Origin of the sequence: Streptomyces sp. V1I1 (assembly GCF_030817355.1) — a bacterium.
Lineage (GTDB): Bacteria > Actinomycetota > Actinomycetes > Streptomycetales > Streptomycetaceae > Streptomyces.
In genome coordinates this window covers 5,828,510-5,850,620 of sequence record NZ_JAUSZH010000001.1, presented here as the reverse complement: position 1 = coordinate 5,850,620, position 22,111 = coordinate 5,828,510, and the positions used below count along the sequence as shown (strand labels likewise).

The 22,111-nt window shown below is 70.3% G+C and carries 20 protein-coding genes; 13 read left to right on the top strand and 7 right to left on the bottom strand.

Annotated features, from left to right (window positions below):
* Nucleotides 1–36: 36 nt before the first annotated feature.
* Nucleotides 37–1,638, bottom strand: coding sequence for an MFS transporter (locus QFZ67_RS27360; RefSeq protein WP_307663719.1), 1,602 nt, complete (start codon nucleotides 1,636–1,638; stop codon nucleotides 37–39).
* A gap of 115 nt (nucleotides 1,639–1,753) precedes the next feature.
* Here QFZ67_RS27360 and QFZ67_RS27355 point away from each other — a divergent pair, with 115 nt between their 5' ends.
* From QFZ67_RS27355 to QFZ67_RS27345, 3 genes are all read left to right on the top strand, one after another.
* Nucleotides 1,754–2,413, top strand: a complete 660-nt coding sequence (locus QFZ67_RS27355; protein WP_307663718.1) for a TetR/AcrR family transcriptional regulator — start codon at nucleotides 1,754–1,756, stop codon at nucleotides 2,411–2,413.
* Between the two features lie 139 nt (nucleotides 2,414–2,552).
* Nucleotides 2,553–3,764 carry an alpha/beta hydrolase gene (locus QFZ67_RS27350; RefSeq protein WP_307663717.1) on the top strand — a complete coding sequence of 404 codons (1,212 nt, stop codon included), beginning with the start codon at nucleotides 2,553–2,555 and terminating at the stop codon, nucleotides 3,762–3,764.
* A gap of 74 nt (nucleotides 3,765–3,838) precedes the next feature.
* A complete protein-coding gene (locus tag QFZ67_RS27345) occupies nucleotides 3,839–4,708 on the top strand; it encodes a DUF4429 domain-containing protein (RefSeq protein ID WP_307663716.1) in 870 nt (289 codons plus the stop codon).
* A gap of 200 nt (nucleotides 4,709–4,908) precedes the next feature.
* On the opposite strand, the gene QFZ67_RS27340 is transcribed toward QFZ67_RS27345, so the two are convergent.
* Nucleotides 4,909–5,922 (bottom strand): aldo/keto reductase, encoded by a 1,014-nt coding sequence (locus QFZ67_RS27340; protein WP_307663715.1) that lies wholly within the window; start codon nucleotides 5,920–5,922, stop codon nucleotides 4,909–4,911.
* 5 nt (nucleotides 5,923–5,927) lie between these two features.
* Nucleotides 5,928–6,383, bottom strand: a complete 456-nt coding sequence (locus QFZ67_RS27335) for a MerR family transcriptional regulator (RefSeq protein ID WP_307663714.1) — start codon at nucleotides 6,381–6,383, stop codon at nucleotides 5,928–5,930.
* Between the two features lie 87 nt (nucleotides 6,384–6,470).
* Between QFZ67_RS27335 and QFZ67_RS27330 the strand changes: the two genes are divergently transcribed.
* Nucleotides 6,471–6,932, top strand: coding sequence for a GNAT family N-acetyltransferase (locus QFZ67_RS27330; protein ID WP_307663713.1), 462 nt, complete (start codon nucleotides 6,471–6,473; stop codon nucleotides 6,930–6,932).
* 10 nt (nucleotides 6,933–6,942) lie between these two features.
* Complete coding sequence (locus QFZ67_RS27325) at nucleotides 6,943–7,761, top strand: serine hydrolase (protein ID WP_307663712.1); 819 nt, start codon at nucleotides 6,943–6,945, stop codon at nucleotides 7,759–7,761.
* A gap of 35 nt (nucleotides 7,762–7,796) precedes the next feature.
* Here QFZ67_RS27325 and QFZ67_RS27320 read toward each other — a convergent pair whose 3' ends face one another.
* Entirely contained in the window at nucleotides 7,797–8,477 is a 681-nt protein-coding gene (locus QFZ67_RS27320) for a pirin family protein (RefSeq protein ID WP_307663711.1), read from the bottom strand.
* 93 nt (nucleotides 8,478–8,570) lie between these two features.
* On the opposite strand from QFZ67_RS27320, the gene QFZ67_RS27315 reads away from it, so the two are divergent.
* The 5 genes from QFZ67_RS27315 (at nucleotide 8,571) to fabF (ending at nucleotide 13,418) form a co-directional block, all read left to right on the top strand.
* On the top strand, nucleotides 8,571–9,755 hold the full coding sequence (locus QFZ67_RS27315) for a CdaR family transcriptional regulator (RefSeq protein WP_307663710.1): 1,185 nt from the start codon (nucleotides 8,571–8,573) through the stop codon (nucleotides 9,753–9,755).
* Nucleotides 9,756–9,844: 89 nt separating this feature from the next.
* On the top strand, nucleotides 9,845–10,756 hold the full coding sequence (locus QFZ67_RS27310) for an ACP S-malonyltransferase (protein WP_307663709.1): 912 nt from the start codon (nucleotides 9,845–9,847) through the stop codon (nucleotides 10,754–10,756).
* Nucleotides 10,757–10,773: 17 nt separating this feature from the next.
* A complete protein-coding gene (locus tag QFZ67_RS27305) occupies nucleotides 10,774–11,775 on the top strand; it encodes a ketoacyl-ACP synthase III (protein ID WP_307663708.1) in 1,002 nt (333 codons plus the stop codon).
* Nucleotides 11,776–11,829: 54 nt separating this feature from the next.
* On the top strand, nucleotides 11,830–12,078 hold the full coding sequence (locus QFZ67_RS27300) for an acyl carrier protein (protein WP_078077492.1): 249 nt from the start codon (nucleotides 11,830–11,832) through the stop codon (nucleotides 12,076–12,078).
* Nucleotides 12,079–12,155: 77 nt separating this feature from the next.
* Nucleotides 12,156–13,418: a beta-ketoacyl-ACP synthase II gene (gene fabF / locus QFZ67_RS27295; protein WP_307663707.1), complete on the top strand. Its 1,263-nt coding sequence runs from the start codon at nucleotides 12,156–12,158 to the stop codon at nucleotides 13,416–13,418.
* Nucleotides 13,419–13,533: 115 nt separating this feature from the next.
* Here the strand turns inward: fabF and QFZ67_RS27290 are convergent, their stop codons facing one another.
* The gene (locus QFZ67_RS27290) at nucleotides 13,534–14,028 is read right to left on the bottom strand and encodes a DUF3145 domain-containing protein (protein WP_307663706.1); all 495 of its coding nucleotides are present in this window, start codon (nucleotides 14,026–14,028) and stop codon (nucleotides 13,534–13,536) included.
* A gap of 261 nt (nucleotides 14,029–14,289) precedes the next feature.
* Between QFZ67_RS27290 and QFZ67_RS27285 the strand changes: the two genes are divergently transcribed.
* Together QFZ67_RS27285 and QFZ67_RS27280 are read left to right on the top strand one after the other, a co-directional pair.
* A complete protein-coding gene (locus QFZ67_RS27285; RefSeq protein WP_307663705.1) occupies nucleotides 14,290–15,207 on the top strand; it encodes an SGNH/GDSL hydrolase family protein in 918 nt (305 codons plus the stop codon).
* A 173-nt stretch (nucleotides 15,208–15,380) separates the two neighbouring features.
* Complete coding sequence (locus QFZ67_RS27280) at nucleotides 15,381–16,622, top strand: pyroglutamyl peptidase (RefSeq protein ID WP_307663704.1); 1,242 nt, start codon at nucleotides 15,381–15,383, stop codon at nucleotides 16,620–16,622.
* Between the two features lie 529 nt (nucleotides 16,623–17,151).
* On the opposite strand, the gene QFZ67_RS27275 is transcribed toward QFZ67_RS27280, so the two are convergent.
* On the bottom strand, nucleotides 17,152–17,760 hold the full coding sequence (locus tag QFZ67_RS27275) for a LysE family translocator (RefSeq protein ID WP_307663703.1): 609 nt from the start codon (nucleotides 17,758–17,760) through the stop codon (nucleotides 17,152–17,154).
* Nucleotides 17,761–17,842: 82 nt separating this feature from the next.
* Here QFZ67_RS27275 and QFZ67_RS27270 point away from each other — a divergent pair, with 82 nt between their 5' ends.
* Nucleotides 17,843–18,568: a carbon-nitrogen hydrolase family protein gene (locus QFZ67_RS27270; RefSeq protein WP_307663702.1), complete on the top strand. Its 726-nt coding sequence runs from the start codon at nucleotides 17,843–17,845 to the stop codon at nucleotides 18,566–18,568.
* A 220-nt stretch (nucleotides 18,569–18,788) separates the two neighbouring features.
* On the opposite strand, the gene QFZ67_RS27265 is transcribed toward QFZ67_RS27270, so the two are convergent.
* On the bottom strand, nucleotides 18,789–22,064 hold the full coding sequence (locus QFZ67_RS27265; protein ID WP_307663701.1) for an Ig-like domain-containing protein: 3,276 nt from the start codon (nucleotides 22,062–22,064) through the stop codon (nucleotides 18,789–18,791).
* Nucleotides 22,065–22,111: the final 47 nt, after the last annotated feature.

Sequence of the window (22,111 nt, the reverse complement as noted above, 5' to 3'; positions counted from 1 at the left end):
CAGGCCGACGTCAGATGTGGACGTCAGACATGGCCGTCAGATGTGGGCCGCACCCGCCTCGGCGTTCGCGCCGCGCTTGGTCAGCAGGGCGACGAACACCGCGACGGCCGCGACACCGGCGGCCACCAGGCAGGCCAGGCCCATGCCCGACATGAAGGTGTCGTGGGCGACGCCGACGATCTTCTCGGCGATGGCGGGCGGGGTCCCGGGCGCCACCGGCGGCACACCCACCTGAACGGCTTCCGACGCCTGGTCCAGCTGGGCGGGGGTGAGCGGCGGAAGCTTGGCATCGATCCAGTTCCCCGCGAGGTCGTTGTCGACCTTGGAGGCCATGACCGCGCCGAGCACCGCCGTACCGAGGCTGCCGCCGATCTGCATGGCGGCCTGCTGCAGACCGCCCGCGACGCCGGAGAGCTCCATCGGGGCATTGCCGACGATGACCTCGGTGGCGCCGACCATGACCGGAGCGAGGCCGAGGCCGAGCAGGGCGAACCAGACGGACATCGGCAGGCTGCCCGTGTCCGTGGACAGGGTCGACATGCCGAACATGGCGACCGCCGTGAGCACCATGCCGCCGGCCAGCGGGATGCGGGGGCCCGACTTGGTGATCAGCGCGCCCGCCAGCGGGGAGCCGACGATCATCATGCCGGTGAGCGGCAACAGGTGCAGACCGCTGTCGACGGGGCTCATGCCGTGCACGTTCTGCAGATAGAAGGTGACGAAGAACAGGCCGCCCATGAAGGCGATCGCCATCAGCACCATCAGGACCGTGCCCGCCGCGAGCGGCACGGAGCGGAACAGCTTCAGCGGGATGAGCGGCTCCCTGACCTTCGTCTCCCAGAAGGCGAAGAGAGCGAAGCAGACGACGGATACTGCGATGAAGCCCCACGTCTGCCCGTCGCCCCAGCCCCACGCCGGGGCCTTGATCAGCGCCCAGACCAGGCAGAACATGGCCGCCGACAGCAGCGCGATACCGAGGATGTCGAAGGACTTCGGCGCGTTCTTCGCGCGGTGGTCCTTGAGGATCAGCGCGCCGAGCACGACCGCGAGGATGCCGACCGGGACGTTGATGAAGAAGACCGACTGCCAGCTGACGTGCTGGACGAGCAGGCCGCCGAGGATCGGGCCGCCCGCGGTGGAGGCACCGATGACCATGCCCCAGATGCCGATCGCCATGTTCAGCTTCTCGGCGGGGAAGGTGGCGCGCAGCAGGCCGAGCGCGGCGGGCATCAGCAGCGCGCCGAACAGGCCTTGGAGCACACGGAAGGTGACCACCAGGGCGATGCTGTCGGACAATCCGATGGCCCCCGACGCGGCGGCGAATCCGACGACACCGATGAGGAACGTCTGCCGGTGGCCGAAGCGGTCACCGAGCTTGCCGGCGGTGATCAGGGTCACGGCGAGGGCGAGGAAGTAGCCGTTGGTGATCCACTGGACGTCGGCGAACGTGGCACCGAGGTCCTTCTGGATCGCCGGGTTGGCGATCGCGACGATGGTGCCGTCCAGCGCGACCATCATCACGCCGATGGCCACGGCGAAAAGCGTCAGCCAGGGGTGGCCGCGCAACCCCTTGACCGGTGCCGGGGCGGCGTCCTGGGGATCCTTCTGCGCCTTTTCGACGGCGGTCTGACTAGTCATGTCCGGAGGCTAATGTCAGCGACTGACAGTTGACAAACCAATTCACAAGTCGGTAACTGTCACGTAGCTCACAGGTAGGCTGAGCCGGCCGAAGCGTCGAGAAGAGGACCATGAAGTGACGGTCGAGCGGACAGGGCTGCGGGAGCGCAAGAAGCAGCGGACCCGTGACGCGCTGGTGCGCGCCGCGCTGGAGCTCTTCACGACCAAGGGGTACGAGCAGACGACCGTCGACGAAATCGCGGACGCGGTCGAGGTCTCCCAGCGCACTTTCTTCCGGTACTTCGCCAATAAGGAGGAGGCCGCGTTCGCCGTCCAGCAGCTCGCCGAGTCCCACTTCATCGCGGCGGTGCGCGAACGGCCCGCGCAGGAGGGGCCGTTCGAGGCACTGCGGAACGCGGTGCTGGGGGCATGGGACACGATCGGCGAGGCGATCGAGGCGATCATCCCCCTCGAACTGCATATGCGCAGCTACCAGCTGATCGAGTCGACGCCCGTGCTGCTCGCCGTCCATCTGCGGCGCTCCATGGAGGTCGAGGAGGAGATCGCCCGCCTGATCGCGGACCGCGAGGGCCTGGACGTGAACACGGACCCGAGGCCACGGGTCGCGGTGGCGGCGTTCAGCGGGGTGATGCGCGTGACGGGCCGGCTGTGGGGCCAGGGCGAGGACGCGAGTATGGAGGCGCTCAGGAGCCTGACGGAGACGTACCTGGATCGCCTGGGCCCGGCGCTGGCGGAGAACTGGGGGGCGCGGGCTGCCCGTTCGGGCAACACGTAGGCACCGGCCGCGGTCCGCGCCGGAGCGTACGCCTCGCGCGCACGGAACGTGACGGTCTTCCCCTCATTCCACCCAGGAACACGTGATCTGTCTCACGGTCTTCGTGAGGCCCCTCACGCGTCTCCTAGGGTGTCCCGCAGTGACTTCCTTCGACTCCTCCCCCACCTTGACCGCCTGGCGCGCCCTCCTCGCCCTCGCGGTCGTGTTCATCATGCTGGCGACCACCGGCTGGACCGCCGTACGACATCAGGGCGGTCCTCGTAACGCTCTCGAGGCCGAACTGGCCGGCTGGGCCAAGGGCCGGATAGGGGAGCGGGCGCTGCCCGGGGCCGACTCGGCACCGCATCGGCTGGCCGCCTTCTTCGGCTCGCTCGGCAGTGCCCAGCGGGCCCGACTCGCCGACCGGTACCCGCTCGTCGTCGGCAATCTCAACGGCGCCCCGGTCACCCTGCGCTACCGCGCCAACCGCAAGGCCCTCGCGCACTCGCACGCGCTGGAGCGCAAGCGCGTGAACGACCCCAACCTCACCGCGGACGGCCACCGCGAGGCCATCCGCCGTATGCACCGCTTCAAGGCGCTGATGAGCGCCGACCGGCAGATCCTCGCCTTCGACCCGTCCGGGCCCGGCAAGGTCGCCGAAGTGCTCGGCGACCTCGACCACGCCCAGCGCGTCTCGGTGATCGTCCCCGGCGTCGACACCAATCTGCTCACTTTCCAGAAGACGACCCGCAAGTACACCGCGCCGGTCGGCATGGCACAGTCGCTGTACGCGGCCCAGCGGGCCGCGTCCCCTCGTACGCGTACCGCCGTCATCGCCTGGGCCGACTACACCGCGCCCGTCGGCGTCGGCATGGACTCGGCCATCGGCCGGCTCGCCGCGGGCGGCGCGATCCGGCTGACCGCGCTTGCGAACGCACTGCCCGGCGACTCCAGGGTCGCGCTGTTCTGCCACAGTTACGGCTCCGTCGTCTGCGGGGTCGCGGCCCGCGAACTGCCCGACCGGGTGGACGACATAGCGGTGGCCGGCAGCCCCGGCATGCGCGCCCAGAACGTCGCCGGACTGCACTCGAACGCCCGGGTCTGGGCGATGCGGGACAGCGACGACTGGATCCAGGAAGTACCGCATCTCGAAGTCGGCGGCCTCGGGCACGGCGAGGACCCGGTGACACCGGCGTTCGGCGCCCGGGTGCTGTCCGCGGCCGGCGCGGTCGGCCACGCAGGCTATTTCGAGCCGGGTACGGAGAGCGTCAGCAACTTCGCGGAGATAGGGGTCGGTTCGTACGCCAGCGTGAGCTGCGCGAGCGAAGATGACACATGCCGCAGTGGTATTTACGGCAACAAGGTGGCCTGACGCGCGTAGAGCGTCGCGGATCGGGCCTCGCACCGATGCAGACGCGCGGGCGCACGCCGCCTACGATGAGGCGTATGGGTGATGTGCTGGCCGGAATTCAAGCCACCTGGGAGTTCGAGACCGACTCCGTGCTCATCCGCTTCGAACGGGGGCTCCGCACGCCGAAGCTGTTCCAGACGCTTCGCGAACGCCGTATCCCCCACGAGGCGTTGGCGTCGGTGACACTCTCCCCGGGCAAGCGCGGCACGGTGGTGCTGCACGCTGTGCCCAGACCCGGCGCGGATCCGCTGATGGAGGCCGCGGCCGGGCAGCTGAAAGAGGGCTGCGACCCGTACCGTCTTGTGCTGCCCGCGGAGCGGGAGACGCTCGCCGAGTACTACGCCGACGAACTGCGGGGCCTGCTCCCCGCGGACGCGGACAAGCCCGCCGAGCGGTACGCCGTAGCCGCGCCCGAGGCCCCGCTGGGCTTCAAGGCGTACGACGGAAAGGCCTCCTTCGACGGCTCGCACGTCGCATTCCGCTGGTCCTGGACGGGCGCGTCGTCCGCCAAGTGGAAGGCGGGCGACCAGAGTTACCCGGTCGGGGAGCTGAGCGGGGTCGAGTGGCGCTCGCCGGAGGCGTTCGACGGGTATCTGCGGCTGCTGCTGCGCGGCGACGAACCCGGCGACGAGGGGGCCAGGCCCGCGCAGGTGGACCAGGACCCGGCCGCGGTGCTGTTCGGGCTGAGGTACGGACCGGTGCACGAGTCGCTGCCGTTCGCGGCCGCGGTGCTCGAATCCGTACGGAATACCGGCTCGGCGCCTGCGCCGGCGCTGCGGGCGGGGCGGAGAGACCCGGCCGACATCGCGGAGCGGATACGGCACCTCGGGGAGCTGCACCAGGCGGGTCTGGTGACGGACGAGGAGTTCAGCACGAAGAAGGCGGAGCTGCTCGCGCAGTTGTGAGGGCCACCGGGGGCGGGCCGGCGGGGCGTTGCCCGTATTCGCCGGCCCGTTCTCGGTGTCACCGCCTTCTTCACGCCCGGGCCGTCCTCGGTGTCACCGCCTTCTTCACGCCCCGCCCGTCCTCGGCGTACGGGCTACTCGCGGGCCGCCCGTCCTCGGCGTACGGGCTACTCGCGGGCCGCCCGTCCTCGGCGTACGGGCTACTCGCGGGCCGCCGAAGTCGACGACATGTCCGGGTACCTGTCCCCCGCCACCAGCCCGGCGATCGGCTCCAGCACCGCCAGCTCGTCGGCGGTCAGGGTGAGCCGGGTCGCGCCGACGTTCTCGAGCAGCCGGCTGGTCTTGCGGGTGCCGGGGATCGGGACCACGGCGAGCGAGTGCACATCGGCCCGCTGGTGCACCCAGGCGAGGGCGACCTGCGCGGCCGTCGCCCCGTGCGCCGCCGCGATCTTGTGGACCGGTTCCAGCAGCGCCGCGTTCGTCTTGGCGTTGTCGCCGGTGAAGCGCGGCTGGTACTGGCGGAAGTCGTCCTGAGACAGGTCCTTGCCGGCGTCCGTGAACGCGCCGGTCAGAAAGCCCCGGCCGAGCGGCGAGTACGGCACGAAGGCGACACCGAGTTCCGCCGCCGCGCCCACCGCGCTGTGTTCCACGTCCCGGCTGAACAGCGACCACTCCGACTGCAGCGCGGCGATGGGGTGCACGGCGTGCGCCTCGCGCAGTTCCGCGCCGGTGACCTCGCTCAGCCCGAGGTGCCTGACCTTGCCCTGCTCGACCAGCTCGGCCATCGCGCCGACGGACTCGGCGAACGGCACGGCCGGGTCGCGTCGGTGCATGTAGTACACGTCGATGACGTCGGTCTTCAGCCGCCGCAGGCTGTCCTCGACGGCCTGCCGGATGTACGCGCCGTCGTTGCGGACACCCCGGTAGTGCGGGTCGTCGGTCCGCTCTATGGCGAACTTCGTCGCCAGCGTGATCTCGTCGCGGTGCGCTCCGACGAACGGCGCGAGGAACTCCTCGTTCGCCCCGCGTCCGTACACGTCCGCGGTGTCGAAGAGCGTGACGCCCGCCTCCAGCGCCGCCTCCAAGGTGTCCCGGGCGGCCGCCAGGTCGGTCTCTCCGTAGAACTCGCTCATGCCCATGCAGCCAAGGCCCTGCACGCCGACCAGGGGTCCGCCGCTCCCGAGCCGCGCCTGTGCGATCTTGCTGTTGCTCATCAGATTCAGAGCCTCTCCGACGCCCGCCGGGCGTCCGCGTAAAAGCCGATCTTGTGGTCCAGCACGGCGAGCGTGTCCTGGAGCTCCGCGATACGCGACCGGACATCGCGCCGCGTCTGTTCCAGCAGCTCCTGCCGTGCCTCGAAGGTGTGCTCGCCCTCCCGCACCAGCTCCGCGTAGCGGACCATGTCCGCGACCGGCATCCCGGTCAGCCGCAGCTTGCCGACAAAGGCGAGCCAGTCCAGGTCGCGGTTGGTGAAGCGCCGCTGTCCGGTGTGCGACCTGTCGACGTGCGGCATCAGCCCGATCCGCTCGTACCAGCGCAGGGTGTGCGCGGTGAGGCCGGTGAAGGCGACGACCTCGCTGATCGTGTAGCGGTCCTGCCCCTCGGGGCGGGGATGCGCACGTGGCGCAGAGGCGCAGATGTCCGTCCGGTCCGGCTTGGTCTCGATCAGCGTCATGCCTTCAACGCTAGAACCCTGGAGTGCACTCCAAGCAAGCAGAAACCGATGGCAGTTTTCGTGTGCCCCCGATTAGCCTCCGGTCGCATGAGCCTCGCCCGCCGCGCCACCCCAGCGGACGCCGAAGAGCTGGTCCGCCTCCGCAAGGTCATGCAGGACTCGCATATCGGACCGAATCCCGACGTCAGCTGGCAGCCCGCCGCCGTCGACACCCTGCGCAAGAAGCTCGCCGACCCGGCCGGCGACCTGACGGCGTTCGTCGTCGAGCGCCCCGGCGGCCTGGCGGCGTGCGCGGTCGGCACGATCGAATACCGGCTCGGCGGTCCGGGCAATCCGCATGGCATGTCCGGCTATGTGTTCAGCGTGGCAACCGACCCGGACATGCGGCGCCGCGGCTACTCCCGCGCCTGCATGGAGGCGCTGCTGGCCTGGTTCCGCGAGCGCGGCGTATCCAAGATCGACCTGCGCGCCTCCTCCGACGGCGAGCCGCTGTACTCCTCGCTCGGCTTCGTCCGCACCCCCGATCCCGCGATGAGACTGACCCTCTAGGCTCGTACACATGCAGAGCCTGGCGATGATCGAGAACTGGCCGGTACCGACCGCGGCGGCCGCCGTCGTACGAGCGGACGGCACGGTCGCCGGTTCGTACGGCCCCACCTCGCACCGCTTCCCGCTCGCCTCCGTCACCAAGCCGCTCGCGGCCTACGCGGCGCTCGTGGCGTACGAGGAGGGGGCGGTCGAACTCGACGAACCGGCGGGCCCCGAGGGCTCGACGGTCCGTCATCTGCTCGCCCACACCTCGGGCCTGGCCTTCGACGAACACCGCATGACGGCCCCGCCCGGCACCCGCCGGCTGTACTCCAACGCGGGCTTCGAGGTGCTCGCCGACCACATCGCCAAGGCGACGGAGATCCCGTTCGCGGAGTATCTGCACCAGGCGGTGCTCGAGCCGCTGGGCATGACGGCGACCACCCTGGACGGCTCGCCGGCGAAGGACGGCGTCTCGACGGTCGATGACCTGGTGCGCTTCGCCGCGGAGGTGCAGGCACCGCGTCTCCTTGACGCCCGCACCGTGCTGGAGGCGATGACGGTTGTGCACCCCGGCCTGTCCGGGATCCTCCCCGGCTACGGGCACCAGAAGCCCAACGACTGGGGGCTCGGCTTCGAGATCCGGGATGCCAAGTCCCCGCACTGGACGGGCAGTTCGTCCTCGCCGCACACCTTCGGGCACTTCGGCCAGTCGGGCACGTTCCTGTGGATCGACCCGGACGCGCGGGCCGCGTGCGTGGCGCTCACCGACCGGGCGTTCGGACCGTGGGCCATCGAGGCGTGGCCTTCGTTCACGGATGCGGTGCTGGCCCAGCTGCGCCGAGGGTGAACCGGGGCTCCGCCCCGGACCCCTTCCCCCACGCCTCAAACGCCGGCTGGGCTTGAATTCGCTTCGTTCAGCTCCCAGAGCAGGACCTCGGCAGCCTCCGCCGCAGCCAGCACCAAGCCGTCCGCGTCCGTGATACGCGCCGCGTCACCCGGCCCCAACTCCGCGTCCCCCAGCCGTACTTCGCCCCGCACCACATGGACGTACACAGCCGCCGCGTCCGGGACCGCCGTGCGTTCGCCCGGGGCGAGGCGGCGGACATGGAGCATCGCGCCCGCCTCGGGCAGCGCGTACGGCGTCGAGTCCGCGATGCCGGGCACGATCTCGTACGAAGGGTCGCCGCCCGGTGACAGTGGCGCGAGCCACGTCTGTACGAAGACCAGCGGCGCGTCCCGGTCGTTGCGCTCCACATGCCGCACCCCGCCCGCCGAGCTGAGCCGCTGGACGTCCCCGGGCCCGACCACCGTCGCATGGCCCGCCGAGTCGCGGTGGGTGAGCTCGCCCTCGACGACCCAGGTGACGATCTCGGTGTGGCTGTGCGGATGCTCGTCGAAGCCCGCGCCCGGCTCGAGACGCTCCTCGTTGCAGGCGAGGATCGCGCCGAAGCGGAGGTTGTCGGGGTCGTAATGGCGGCCGAAGGAAAAGGCGTGCAGGGACTCGATACCCGAGGCGGGGTCGCCGCCGCGGAAGCGGTCGGCGGAGCGCCGTACGTCAATCACGGGTCCACCGTAGACCCGTGCGGCGTCTGCCAGGGAGCGAAGAAGGAGGCCCCGCCACTCCGTGCACCCGTCCCGATAAGGCAGTCTTGTCCCGTGCCCGAACCTGCAGCGAATGTCCCCCACCCGCATCCCGCGACCCTGCGCCGCCTGGAGCAGTCCTCCGGTCGGCTCGCCGCGAACGCCATCGCACGCATGGACGCGACGCTGCCCTGGTACCGGGCGATGCCCCCGGAGAACCGGTCGTGGATCGGCCTGGTCGCCCAGGCCGGCATCGCCGCGTTCACCGAGTGGTTCCGGCATCCGGAGACCCCGCAGGCGATCTCGACCGATGTCTTCGGTACGGCTCCGCGCGAGCTGACCCGAGCGATCACCCTGCGCCAGACCGTCGAGATGGTGCGTACCACCATCGAGGTCATGGAGTCGGCGATCGAGGAAGTGGCCGCCCCCGGCGACGAGTCCGTGCTGCGCGAGGCCCTCCTCGTCTACGCGCGCGAGATCGCCTTCGCGACCGCCCAGGTGTACGCACAGGCCGCCGAGGCACGCGGCGCCTGGGACGCCCGCCTGGAATCCCTCGTCGTGAACGCCGTACTGTCCGGCGAGGCCGACGAGGGCGCGGTCTCCCGCGCCGCCGCGCTCGGCTGGAACTCGCCGGAGCATGTCTGCGTCATCCTCGGCACCGCGCCCGACGGGGACAGCGAGCTGACCGTCGAGGCGATCCGCCGGGCCGCCCGGCACGCCAAGCTGCAGGTCCTCACCGGAGTCCTCGGCGACCGGCTCGTCGTCATCGCGGGCGGCAGCGACAACCCGCTGCACGTCGCCAAGGGGCTGATCGGGCCTTATGCGGCCGGACCCGTGGTCGCGGGCCCCGTCGTCCCCGACCTGCTCGCCGCGACCAGGTCCGCGCAGGCCGCAGCGGCCGGGCTCAAGGCGTGCTCGGCCTGGCAGGACGCGCCCCGCCCGGTCCTGGCGGACGATCTGCTGCCGGAGCGCGCGATCGCGTCAGACCCTGCCGCGCGTGAGCAATTGGTGGAGGAGATCTACAGACCGCTGGAAGAAGCGGGGTCGGCGCTACTGGAAACACTGAGCGTCTATCTGGAGCAGGCGAGCAGTCTCGAGGGCGCCGCCCGGATGCTCTTCGTCCACCCCAACACCGTGCGCTACCGGCTGCGACGTGTGACCGACGTCACCGGCTGGTCACCCTCCGATGTGCGCTCCGCGTTCACTCTGCGAATCGCGCTGATCCTGGGGCGTCTGGCCGACGGGGATTCGCAGTCCTAGACTTTTGTCGAAGACTAACAATTCCCCTGACGGTTCTTGGTCCCTGTCCCCACGGGCGGTTTGAGCCGTCCACAAGAGAGAGTGTGAGGGTGCTCGTACTCGTCGCTCCCGGCCAAGGCGCTCAGACGCCCGGCTTCCTTACTCCCTGGCTCGACCTCCCCGGCGCCGCCGACCGCATCACGGCCTGGTCGGACGCCATCGGGCTCGACCTTGCCCACTACGGCACGAAGGCCGACGCGGACGAGATCCGCGACACCGCGGTGGCACAGCCGCTCCTGGTTGCCGCCGGCCTGCTGTCGGCCGACGCGCTGGGTGCTGTGCGGCCCGGCGCCGTCGCGGGCCACAGCGTCGGCGAGATCACCGCGGCCGTGTTCGCGGGTGTCATCGACGACGCCGCCGCGCTCGGTTTCGTACGCACGCGCGGAATGGCGATGGCCGAGGCCGCCGCGGTCACCGAGACCGGCATGGCGGCCGTCCTCGGCGGCGACCCCGAGCAGGTCGTCGCCCATCTCGAAAAGCTCGGTCTGACGCCGGCGAATGTGAACGGCGCCGGTCAGATCGTCGCCGCCGGCACCGCCGAGCAACTCGCCGCGCTGGCCGAGGACAAGCCGGAGAAGGCGCGCGTGATCGCTCTGAAGGTGGCCGGCGCGTTCCACACGCACCACATGGCGCCCGCGGTCGCGACCCTCCAGGAAGCCGCCGCGGACCTCACGGTCTCCGACCCGGTCCTGCCGTACGTCTCGAACAAGGACGGCCGCACGGTCTCCACCGGCGACGAGGTCATCGCCCGGCTGGTCGGCCAGGTCGCCAACCCGGTCCGCTGGGACCTGTGCATGGAGACCTTCAAGGAGCAGGGCGTCACCGGTCTGATCGAGGTCTGCCCCGGCGGCACGCTCACCGGCCTCGCCAAGCGCGCCATGCCGGGCGTGCAGACGCTCGCGCTCAAGACCCCCGACGACCTCGACGCGGCCCGCACGCTCGTCGCCGAGCACTCTTCCTGACAAGGAGCCGTAAGAGCATGTCGAAGATCAAGCCCAGCCAGGGCGCCCCGTACGCACGCATCATGGGTGTCGGCGGCTACCGCCCGACCCGGGTCGTGCCCAACGAGGTGATCCTCGAGACGATCGACTCCTCCGACGAGTGGATCCGCTCCCGTTCGGGCATCGCCACCCGCCACTGGGCCTCCCCCGAGGAGACCGTGAGCGCGATGTCCGTCGAGGCGGCCGGCAAGGCGATCGCCGACGCCGGGATCAGCCCGCAGCAGATCGGCGGCGTGATCGTCTCCACCGTCTCGCACTTCAAGCAGACCCCGGCCATCGCCACCGAGATCGCGGACAAGATCGGCGCGATCAAGCCGGCCGCGTTCGACATCTCCGCGGGCTGCGCGGGCTTCGGCTACGGACTGACCCTCGCCAAGGGCATGGTCGTCGAGGGCTCCGCCGAGTACGTGCTCGTCATCGGCGTCGAGCGGCTGAGCGATCTGACCGACCTGGAGGACCGCGCGACGGCCTTCCTGTTCGGCGACGGCGCGGGCGCGGTCGTCGTGGGCCCCGCCAAGGAGCCGCAGATCGGCCCGACCGTGTGGGGTTCCGAGGGCGACAAGTCCGACACCATCAAGCAGACCGTGCCGTGGGACGACTACCGCAACGGCACCGTCGAGAAGTTTCCGGCGATCACGCAGGAGGGCCAGGCGGTCTTCCGCTGGGCCGTGTTCGAGATGGCGAAGGTCGCCCAGCAGGCGCTGGACGCGGCCGGAATCAGCGCGGACGACCTGGACGTCTTCATTCCGCACCAGGCCAATATGCGGATCATCGATTCGATGGTGAAGACTCTGAAGCTGCCGGAGCACGTCACGGTCGCCCGTGACGTGGAGACCACCGGCAACACTTCGGCCGCCTCGATCCCGCTCGCGATGGAGCGGCTCTTGGCGACCGGACAGGCGAAGAGCGGTGACACCGCGCTCGTCATCGGCTTCGGGGCGGGTCTCGTCTACGCCGCGACGGTCGTTACCCTCCCCTAAGCAACCGGATCTTCCGGACGCCACACCCTCTGATACAAACCGAAGGAGCGCCACATGGCCGCCACTCAGGAAGAGATCGTCACCGGTCTCGCGGAGATCGTCAACGAGATCGCCGGCATCCCGGTCGAGGACGTCCAGCTGGACAAGTCCTTCACCGACGACCTGGACGTCGACTCGCTGTCCATGGTCGAGGTCGTCGTCGCCGCCGAAGAGCGCTTCGACGTCAAGATCCCGGACGACGACGTCAAGAACCTGAAGACCGTCGGCGACGCCGCGGACTACATCGCGAAGCACCAGGCCTGAGCCTGAATGCGTTTGTCGCCACCTGACGGTGGCGCCGTGACAATTCAGCACCCCCTACACGTGGAGAAAGAATTCCTGTGAGCTCGACCAATCGCACCGTGGTCGTCACCGGTATCGGCGCAACCACACCGTTGGGTGGCGACAGCGCATCGACCTGGGAGGGTCTGCTCGCCGGGCGTTCCGGAGTGAAGCCCCTCGACAGCGAGCGCTTCGCCGACCTCCCGGTCCGGATCGCCGCGCCCGCGGCGGTCGACCCGGGCGAGGTACTGCCGCGCCCGCTGGCCCGCAAGCTGGACCGCTCGGCGCAGTTCGCGCTGATCGCCGCGCGCGAGGCCTGGGCCGACGCCGGCTACACCGCTCCCGCGGGCGAGGACGAGAAGATCCTGCCCGAGCGTCTGGGCACGGTCATCGCCTCCGGCATCGGTGGCGTAACGACACTGCTCGACCAGTACGACGTGCTCAAGGAGAAGGGCGTACGCCGCGTCTCCCCGCACACCGTTCCGATGCTGATGCCGAACGGCCCGTCCGCCAACGTCGGCCTTGAGGTGAACGCCCAGGCGGGCGTGCACACTCCGGTCTCCGCGTGCGCGTCCGGCGCCGAGGCCATCGGTTACGCCGTCGAGATGATCCGCACCGGCCGTGCCGATGTGGTCGTCGCGGGCGGCACCGAGGCGGCGATCCACCCGCTGCCCGTCGCGGCGTTCGCCAACATGATGGCGATGTCCAAGAACAACGACGAGCCCGAGAAGGCTTCTCGCCCGTACGACAAGGCCCGTGACGGCTTTGTGCTCGGCGAGGGCGCGGGCGTCGTCATCCTCGAGTCGGCCGAGCACGCCGCGCGGCGCGGCGCGAAGGTCTACTGCGAGGTGCTGGGCCAGGGCCTGTCCGCGGACAGCCACCACATCGCGCAGCCCGAGCCGAGCGGCCGCGGCATCGCGTCCGCGCTGCAGAACCTGCTCGACTCGACGGACCTCAAGCCGTCCGAGGTGGTACACCTCAACGCGCACGCGACGTCCACCCCACAAGGTGACGTCGCCGAGATCAAGGCCCTGCGCAAGGTTCTGGGCGACGAGCTCGACCATGTCGCGGTCTCCGCCACGAAGTCGATGACGGGCCATCTGCTGGGCGGTGCGGGCGGCATCGAGACGGTCGCGACAGTGCTGGCGCTGTACCACCGCACGGCCCCGCCGACCATCAACGTCGACGACCTCGACGAGGAGGTCGACGCGGACGTCGTGCGCGACGAGCCCCGCAAGCTCCCTCAGGGCACGATCGCGGCGATCAACAACTCGTTCGGCTTCGGCGGCCACAACGTGGTCCTGGCGTTCCGGACAGTCTGAGTCTGCGGCTGATCTCCGGCTGACTCCGACTGACTCCGGCTGAGCTTCTGTTCGTACGCGAAAGGGCCCCCACCGCGCGGTGGAGGCCCTTTCGCGTGTGTCCTCTCGCGTCCGGTCAGACGACCTGGTGGAGCCAGCGGACCGGCGCGCCCTCCCCCGCGTACCGGAAGGGCTCCAGTTCGTCGTCCCACGGCTTGCCCAGCAGCTTCGCGATCTCCGCCTCGAGCTCCGTCTCACCCTGCGCCGAGCGCGCCAGCGCGGCGCGCAGCCGGTCCTCCGGGATCAGGATGTCGCCGTGGATCCCGGTGACGGCGTGAAAGATGCCGAGCCCGGGCGTGGCGCTGTAGCGCTCGCCCTCCGCCGTGGGGCAGGGCTCGGCGGTCACCTCGAAGCGCAGCATCTGCCAGCCGCGCAGCGCCGAGGCGAGTTTGGAGGCCGTGCCCACCTCGCCCTGCCAGGAGAACTCGGCTCTCCAGGTGCCGGGCGACGCGGGCTGGCGGATCCAGTCGAGCTGGACCCGCACACCAAGAACACCCGCCACCGCCCATTCGACGTGCGGGCACAGCGCGCGCGGCGCGGAGTGAACGTACAGAACGCCACGTGTCGTCACCGGGACCTCCAGTGTGGGACGAGGATCGCCTTTCCCAGCGGCCTCAGTAAACAGCATCGGGAGTCAAACTCCACAAAAGGGACAGTATGTGACGTGATGTAATTTACCGGAGCCGATGGGCACGATGCCTCTGGGTCGACGGGAAAAAGCTACCGTGAGCAGGTGGCCAAGAGGTGACGTAATGTCGGTCCGGGAGCCCGTACGCACCAAGCTTTCACTCGGCAGGACGTCACGGACCGGTGATACGGAGGGGATCTGGGCATGCGGGAGACGAGCCGGAAGCGCCGTTCGCGCAGCGCGGCGGCAGCGCTGACGGCGGCGGTCCTCCTCGCGACCGGCGTCCTGGCCGGATGTGACTCCGCGTCGGATACGCGAGGCAACGGCTCCCCCGCCAAGCGGCGGCCGTCGCCCAGCCCCACCCCCGTATGGGACCGCAGCCCCGACTCCATCGCCGCCGTCGGCGACTCCATCACCCGCGGCTTCGACGCCTGCGTGGTGCTCTCCGACTGCCCGGAGGTGTCCTGGGCGACCGGCACGGACGCCACGGTGCGCAGCCTGGCGATGCGGCTGATCGGGCAGCCCGCGGTTACGGAGCGCAGTTGGAACTTCGCCCGCTCCGGGGCCGATGTGGCGGACCTGGCCGAGCAGATGACGCAGGCGGCGGCCAAGAAGCCCGAGCTGGTGACGGTGATGGTCGGCGCGAACGACGCCTGCGCGGACACGGCGGACCGGATGACTCCGGTCGAGGAGTTCCGGAGTTCCTTCACGGCGGCACTGCGGCAGTTACGGCGCAGTGCACCGAAGGCTCAGGTGTACGTGTCGAGCGTGCCGGATCTCAAGCGGCTCTGGTCGACCGGGCGCGGCAATCCACTGGGCCGGCAGATCTGGAAGCTGGGCATCTGCGCCTCCATGCTGGGCAACGCGGAGGACGAGAGCGTGAAGGCCCAGCAGCGGCGGGACCGGGTGCATGAGCGGGTCGTGGCGTACAACGAGGTGCTCAAGGACCTCTGCGGGAAGGATCTGCGCTGCCGGTACGACGGCGGCGCGGTCTTCGACTACCGGTTCAAGGGTGAGCAGTTGAGCCGCTGGGACTGGTTCCACCCGAGCAAGAACGGGCAGGGGCGGCTCGCGGAGATCGCCTACCGCAACGTCACGGCGGCGAAGCCACCACGGTCGTGAACCGGGGCTTTGCCCCGGCCCCCGCGTACCGGACCCCGCGTACCGGGCTGCTTCGCCGGGCAGCCGCCGGGCGGTGGCTGCTGGGGGCGGAGCGGCCGGAGCGGCGGGAGTGACGCGGTAGCCAGGGGCACGGCACGGACGCGATACTTCCGCCACCCGACGGAAGGATTCCCGTGTCCCGAATACGCGTGCGCCTGGACGTAGTTGGCGTCGCCCTCCTCGTACTCGCCCTCACCGGCTCACCGCTCGCCGCGGCCGATCCGGCGCCTGCGCCCGCTTCGCCGTTCACCGTCGAGGAGCAGCGGCTCGACAAGGCCGTGCCCCAGGAGATCCTGCGGCGCAGCGGATTCGACACCGTGGCGCCGCGGTTCGCGCAGGCGCTGGAGGGGACGCGGTCCTTCCGGCAGGCCGAGCGGGCTGTCGTACGGCAGGGCGCGCAGCTGTGGGACCGGGCGGTGGACCGGGCGCAGGGCCGCGGCCCGGCGCGGGGCGATCTGAGCCGGGACGACGACCGGCCGCTGTACTGGGCGCGGCTCGGGATGACCCGCGAACTGCGGCAGTGGCAGCCGGAGTTCGGCCTGACGGACACGGAACGGGCGCGGCTCCTTGACCGCCTCGAGCGCTCGTCACGCGGCCAGGACTCGATGGACCTCCCCGCGGGGAGGGGCTTCAAGCGGATCGTGATGACGGGCTTCGACCCCTTCACGCTGGACCGCGACATACGAATAAGCAACCCGTCCGGGGCGACTGCGCTGGCGCTGGACGGCACCTGGATCCGCACGGCGGACGGGCCCGCCCGGATCGAGACGGCTGTCTTCCCCGTCCGCTGGCAGGACTTCGCGGACGGCACGGTGGAGCGGACGTTGCGCACGCAGCTGCCGAAGGCCGACCTGTTCACGACGGTGAGCCAGGGGCGGGTGGGCCGTATCGACATCGAGCGCTCCAATGGCGCGTGGCGGGGCGGGTTCGGGGACAACGAGAACGTCTCGCGCACGGAGACGGTGCCGGTGACCGATCCGGCGTCGCAGCCGCAGTGGACGACGACGACGCTTCCGTACAAGGCGATTGTGGCGGCGCAGACGGGGCGCTTCCCGGTGTACGACAACACGACGGTGACGGAGATCCCGCAGGGCGGCACGACACCGGTGGTCAGCCCCGGGGGCCCGACACCCGGCTCGACGGCGCGCGCGGGCGGCGGCGGCAACTACCTCTCGAACGAGATCGCGTACCGGGCGACGCTGCTGCGGGACCGGTTGGGGCTGGAGATTCCGGGGGGCCATGTGCATACGCCGGTGCTGCAGTTCGGGACGGGGAACACGACGGAGATCACGGACCCGGAGTTCGTGCGGAACCGGGTGGACATCATCGGGCAGGTCCGGGCGATTATCCGCGTGGCGGCGGAGACGTCGGGCTGAGGGGGCCGGGGGCCGCCTGCGGCGGGGCTTGTCCCCACCCACCCGCCCTTTGAAGTGGGGGCGGCCCCACACCCCGGGCGCGGCAGCTTCGCGCCGCGTGAGGACGGCGGCGGCCCGCCCGCGCCAAGCACGGCCGGTCGGTCCGCTCGCCCGCTCGCCCGCTCGCCCGCTCGCCCGTCGCAGACTTGCCCACTGACATGGGGCGGCCCCACACCCGAGGGCGGCAGCTTCGCGCCGCAGGAGACGCGGCAGTAGCTTCCGCCGCCCGCGCCAAGCGGGCCGGGGACCCGCGCCCTTGAAGTGGGGGCGGCCCGGGGGTGGCAGCGCCGAGCGGGCCCGGGTTCGCCTGCGGCGGGCTGGTGTTGGGGTGGAGCCCCGCACCCCGGGCCCCGCGGTGGCGACGCCGGCTGCGAGCGCTTCGGCCCGGGGAACCGGCCAACGGGGTGTGGCTGAGCTCCCGTATCCCCGGAGGCGGCAGCTTCGCGCCGCCCGGACACAGCCCCGGCTGCGCGGGCGGGGTGAAGCAGGCTCAGCGGGCGAAGCCCAGAGTGACTCCCAGGCCCACCAGGACCGAGCCGATCGCTCGGTTCAGGGTCTTTTGCCAGCGCAGCATCGCCGTGCGCAAGCGGGAGTTGGAGAAGAACAGCGCCACCGCGCCGAACCACGCCAGGTGGGCGAAGGACATGAACAGGCCGTAGCCCGCCTGTTGCCACAGGTGGGTGTCCGGGCCCACCACCTGGGTGAACGTGGAGACCACGAAGAGCGTCGTCTTCGGGTTGAGCGCATTCGTGAGGAAGCCGGTGCGCAGCGCGCCCAGGCGCGTCAGGCCCGGCTTGGACTCCAGGTCCACCGCCAGATCGGGGCGCGCCCTGAAGGTGCGTACGCCGATGTAGACCAGGTACGCCGCGCCGACCAGTTTGATCGCCGTGAACAACTCCGTCGACGACGCGATCAGCAGGCCGACGCCGAGCATCGTGTACGTGACATGGACCAGGACGCCCGCGGCCACACCCACCGCCCCGAGCAGCCCCGTCGTACGGCCGTACAGATAGCTGTTGCGCACCACCATCGCGAAGTCGGCGCCCGGGCTGATGACGGCGAGGACGGTGATGACGGCGACTGCGATCACTTCGGTCATGCGCCGATGCTCGCCAGCGCCGCCCCCACGAGCAATCGACTACGGCTTTCTCCCGGATGGTGAGACGGCGATGATGGGACGCATGAAGATCGCAGCTGCGCAATTCGCGTCCGTGCCGGGCGATGTCGACGCCAATGTCCACGCCATGCACGGCCTCATCCGCGCGGCGTCCGTTCAGGGCGCGGATCTGGTCGTGTTCGCCGAGCTGGCCGTGACGGGGTACGAGCTGGAGCTCATCGCCAAGGACCCGGCGCTCTGGGTCGAGGAGGACGATCCGCGGCTCGACCCCATACGCGAGGCGTGCCGCGAGGAGCGCATCGCCGCCGTGGTGAACTGCGTCGCCGCCCGCACCGGCGGCGCGCGGCCCGCCATCGCCTCGCTCGTCGTCGGCCCGCGCGGTGAGCTCCTCACCCGCTACGACAAGCAGCATCTGCACGGCCCTGAGCTCGACATCTTCGAGGCGGGCACGGCCGACGGCCGGTTCACCCTCGACGGCGTCCGTTTCGCACTGGCGATCTGCTACGACAACCGTTTCCCGGAGCTCGCCGAGCGAGCGAAACAGGACAACTGCCAGGTGTACGTGGCCAGTTCGGCGCTCGATGTGGAGAACGACTCCTTCGAGGCGGTCTACCCGGTCCGGGCCAGGGACAACGGCCTGTACGTGGTTCTCGGCAACGCCGTGGGGCTCAGCGACGCCGGTGACTGCCGCGGCGGCAGCGCCGTCTGGGGCCCGGACGGTGCGATGACCGCCGACGCGGGCACCGCGGCCCCCGGCCTCGCGGTGGCGGAGCTTCCCGTCCAGTCCTAGTACGGCAACGGTCTTTGCCTCAACGGTTGGGTAGTTTCTGGCGAGGGGGACTGGAGTTTCGTGGGCTGTGGCCTCGTTGTCGGTGCTGCCTTGGCGTGCCCGAGCGTTCGTGGCGCAGCGAACCGGGCGCGGCGCGTCAGCACGCTGCGCCCTGCCCCGTGAACCCGGGCAGGGCGCAGCGTGACGGCCACGACGGCCGCGGCGTGTTCGGCTGCGTGCTCTAGTGCACGAGCTTCACGCGTTCCGTCTGCGCGTAGTCGATGCGCGTCTCGGCTCCGGTCGTCAGCGGGTATCTGACGAAAGCGGACCCCTCTCCTGTGAACGGCCCGCCGGGCGCGTTGCTGAGCAGGCCCAAGGGCGAGCCCCTGCGCACGATCAGCGTGTCGCCCTGCGGCGGCGCGGCCGTGTTCGGGGGACCCGAGTCGACGGACAGCAGGGCGCTGACCGTGTTCTTGGCGGTGAGGTCCACCGTGTCCTTGCCGCCGCGCGCGGTGACGCCGATCCGCTCGGTCTCGCCGGTGGTGATCTCGAGGCCCAGCAGCCCCTCGACCCGGAGCAGGGTCAGCAGGTCCACGGTCCCGAGGATCGAATCGGCCCCTGTAGTGCCCACGATGGTGACCTCGTCGTCGCCGCCCTCGGGGTTGATCGCCACGTCGCCCGTCACTCCGGAGAGGTTCAGCACCTGCGGCGAGTTCGTCCGGGTCAGACGCCCTCCATTCGCGCTCGTCGGTGTGAACGTCAGCGACTCGTCGCCTTCTCCGCCCTGAATGGCCAGACCGTTGCCGGCCGCGTCGAGGTTCACCACTGGGATCCCGCGGATACCGACGAAGCCGCCCGGGATATCGGGGTAACCCGTCACGGTGCCCTGGTCGACGTCGACGAGAACGTCCGCGGTCGCGCCCGACAGCGTGAGCGACTGGTTGGCGATGGTCACCGGCAGGGACGGTGACGCCGGGCTCACATTGCCGGCGAGGTCCTCGAACCGCACGGCCATGTCGTATGTCCCGTCGTCGAGCGGATCGCTGACGATCTCGTACTCACCGCCCGAGGTGACGGTGTCCTTCCCGACCACGGACGGTCCCCCCGCCGGCGGATCGGCCGTCAGCCGCACCAATGCGTTCGGCTCGACCGACGAGCCCTGGAAGGCGGGCTTGGTGATCGTCGTGATGTTGTCGATGTCGTTGCCACCGGTGTCGCTCGACGACAACAGGTCGGGGGCACTGAGCGGTGCGGCCGGTGCGGTCGTGTCGAGCGTGATCGCCAGCGCGTGCGCGCTCTCCTTGCCCGAGCCGGTGTCGTGGAGGATGCCGGCGCTGTCCGGGTCGTCCGACGGGTCGACGATCAGTACCTCGGCGGTGATCAGATGCTCCCCCTCCACCAGGACGGGGTCCAGGTCGATCTCGTACACCCCTGGCTTGAGAGTCGGGTCCACCGGCTGTGCGAGGCCGACGCGCTGTCCGTCACGCTCCACGGCCACCTTGTAGCCGGGGACGTCGTCCTCGAGAGCGGCTGTGCCGTTCTCCGGCGACAGCTCGATGCCCGCGGCCTGCAGCTCCGAGTCGTCGACTCTGAGGAGGATCTCCGGTCCGGCGACATTGGTGACGTCGTCGTTGTCGATCCGGCCCGAGTCCGACTCGCGCTTGAGGTCGAGGCCAAAGGGTTCGGGGGCCGCGCGGTTGACGATGGTGAGGTCGTAGGTCGCTTCCGGCGGATCGGTCGGTGATGCCTGACCCGGCTCGGTCGGGTCGCTGATGCCGCTGTCGCTGACCGCGATGAAGTACGGCTGGTCCTTGACGACCGGGATCGCGAGCTTGCTGGTCGAGCTGCCCGGCCTGGTCTCCGCGATGGTTCCGGTGCCGACCTCGTTGCCGAACCTGTCGTACGCGCGCACCTGGAGCTCGGAGATCACCTCGTTGAAGGCGATTCCGGCGTGCAGGTGTCCGGTGTGGCGGGCCTCGACCCTGAAGAAGTCGACGTCGGTCGCGCTGTGCAGGGTGAGCCGGCCCTGGTTGAACCTGTCGTTCGAGCCGAGTGCGGCGGCGACGGCGGTGTCGGTCGCCTCGTTCGGTTCGAATGTGTCGGGGAAGGCTCCGAGCATCGAGAACGTGTCGTAGTAGGTGGTCTGCGCTCCCGCGGCCGGGTTACCGCCCGCCGGTGGGGTGGCGTTACCGGTCCAGGTCGCGTAGCCGATCCCGTCGACCGTCCACACGCCGTTGTACTCGCCGATGCGCAGGGTCTGCTGGGTGGAGCCGGCGGCGCAGCTGAAGCGGCAGGGGGCATTGAGGTCGGGGTCGAAGGGGGAGTCGCTGACCCGGAAGTCCTGCGCCCAGGTCTGCCCGCCGTCCCGGCTCGTAGTGCCGTAGAGCTCCAGCAGAAAGTTGTTGCTCCCGTTCGGCCCGGTGCCGCCGTTGGTCTCGCCGCTGCGGTTGTCGTACCAGGTGACGACCGCGTTGCCGTCCTGGTCGATGTGGGCGGTGGGCATCACGGCGAAGGTCTGGCCCGGCCCGTGGTCGACCCTGCCCCGGGTGAAGGTCTGCCCGTTGTCCGTGGAGCGGGCGATGACGACGTCGGCGTCGTCGCCGTTCCCGAAGGCGTCGTTGGGGTCGTCGTTGGCGACGACGTAGACGTTCCCCGGCCGGGCCGGGTCGGGGAGGATCCAGGGTTGCATGCTGCCCTGGAGCCAGAAGTCGGCCCCCGGGATGTCACCGCCCGGGGTGTCCTGCACGTTGCAGGTGACGGTGGCCTGCCCCGCCCCGAACGCCGCGGTCTTCTGCGGGACCGTACCGGCGGCGAAATCGGCCCCGCCGGAGCCGTCGCGGAGGAGCTGTGTGGTGCCCTGGCCGGGCGCCCCGTCGGCCCCCTCGTTGCACCCGTTGGCGTGGTAGGCAACGTAGAGGTCGCCGTTCGGGCCGACGGCCGCGTGGGAGGGCCAGACGTTCCCCTCTCCGGCCGTGGAGAGGACGCTCGGCGGCGACCAGATCGTGCTGCCGTTCTCCAAGCGGGAGAACTGGATCTGCCATGGGGCGCCGAGGTGTGTCCAGACGATGTAGAGGTTGTCCCGGTATGGGCTGGTGGGGTTGGCGTCGGCCACCAGCCACTGCTTGTCGTGGTTGTTCGGGCTGTTCCCGCTCACCTGGTCGGGGGTGTAATTCTGGTTCCCCGTCGTCGTCAGGTCGGTGATCTGAGCGACCCCCACCCCGAAGCGATTGGCGGTGGTGTTCAGATCGTCCGAGAGATGAGTGACGAACAGGCGCCCCTGTGAGTCGAAGGCGAGGGACGGGTCCCCGGAACACGCGAGGGTCGACGACCGCGTGATCGGGAAGCCGTCTTTACCGAAGTTGTTGTCGATGCGGACGGTACATCCCCGCATGACGGCGACCTGTGACGGCTTCCGGGGATTGGCCGTCGCGTTGTGCGGCTCGAAGCCGGTGTCGACTGCTTGGTCTTCGCCCGCCCATGCGTGCGCGGGTCCGAGGAACACAAGCGTCTGCAGCACCAGGAGAATGCTGCTGACGATGGTGAGGGCACGCCGTTGAATGTGGT

Excerpts from the sequence above, each read along its gene's own strand:
- QFZ67_RS27360 (WP_307663719.1), bottom strand. The coding sequence starts at position 1,638 with ATGACTAGTCAGACCGCCGTCGAAAAGGCGCAGAAGGATCCCCAGGAC.
- QFZ67_RS27345 (WP_307663716.1), top strand. The coding sequence starts at position 3,839 with ATGGGTGATGTGCTGGCCGGAATTCAAGCCACCTGGGAGTTCGAGACC.
- QFZ67_RS27340 (WP_307663715.1), bottom strand. The coding sequence starts at position 5,922 with ATGAGCAACAGCAAGATCGCACAGGCGCGGCTCGGGAGCGGCGGACCC.
- QFZ67_RS27335 (WP_307663714.1), bottom strand. The coding sequence starts at position 6,383 with ATGACGCTGATCGAGACCAAGCCGGACCGGACGGACATCTGCGCCTCT.
- QFZ67_RS27330 (WP_307663713.1), top strand. The coding sequence starts at position 6,471 with ATGAGCCTCGCCCGCCGCGCCACCCCAGCGGACGCCGAAGAGCTGGTC.
- QFZ67_RS27325 (WP_307663712.1), top strand. The coding sequence starts at position 6,943 with ATGCAGAGCCTGGCGATGATCGAGAACTGGCCGGTACCGACCGCGGCG.
- QFZ67_RS27305 (WP_307663708.1), top strand. The coding sequence starts at position 10,774 with ATGTCGAAGATCAAGCCCAGCCAGGGCGCCCCGTACGCACGCATCATG.
- QFZ67_RS27300 (WP_078077492.1), top strand. The coding sequence starts at position 11,830 with ATGGCCGCCACTCAGGAAGAGATCGTCACCGGTCTCGCGGAGATCGTC.
- QFZ67_RS27285 (WP_307663705.1), top strand. The coding sequence starts at position 14,290 with ATGCGGGAGACGAGCCGGAAGCGCCGTTCGCGCAGCGCGGCGGCAGCG.
- QFZ67_RS27275 (WP_307663703.1), bottom strand. The coding sequence starts at position 17,760 with ATGACCGAAGTGATCGCAGTCGCCGTCATCACCGTCCTCGCCGTCATC.
- QFZ67_RS27270 (WP_307663702.1), top strand. The coding sequence starts at position 17,843 with ATGAAGATCGCAGCTGCGCAATTCGCGTCCGTGCCGGGCGATGTCGAC.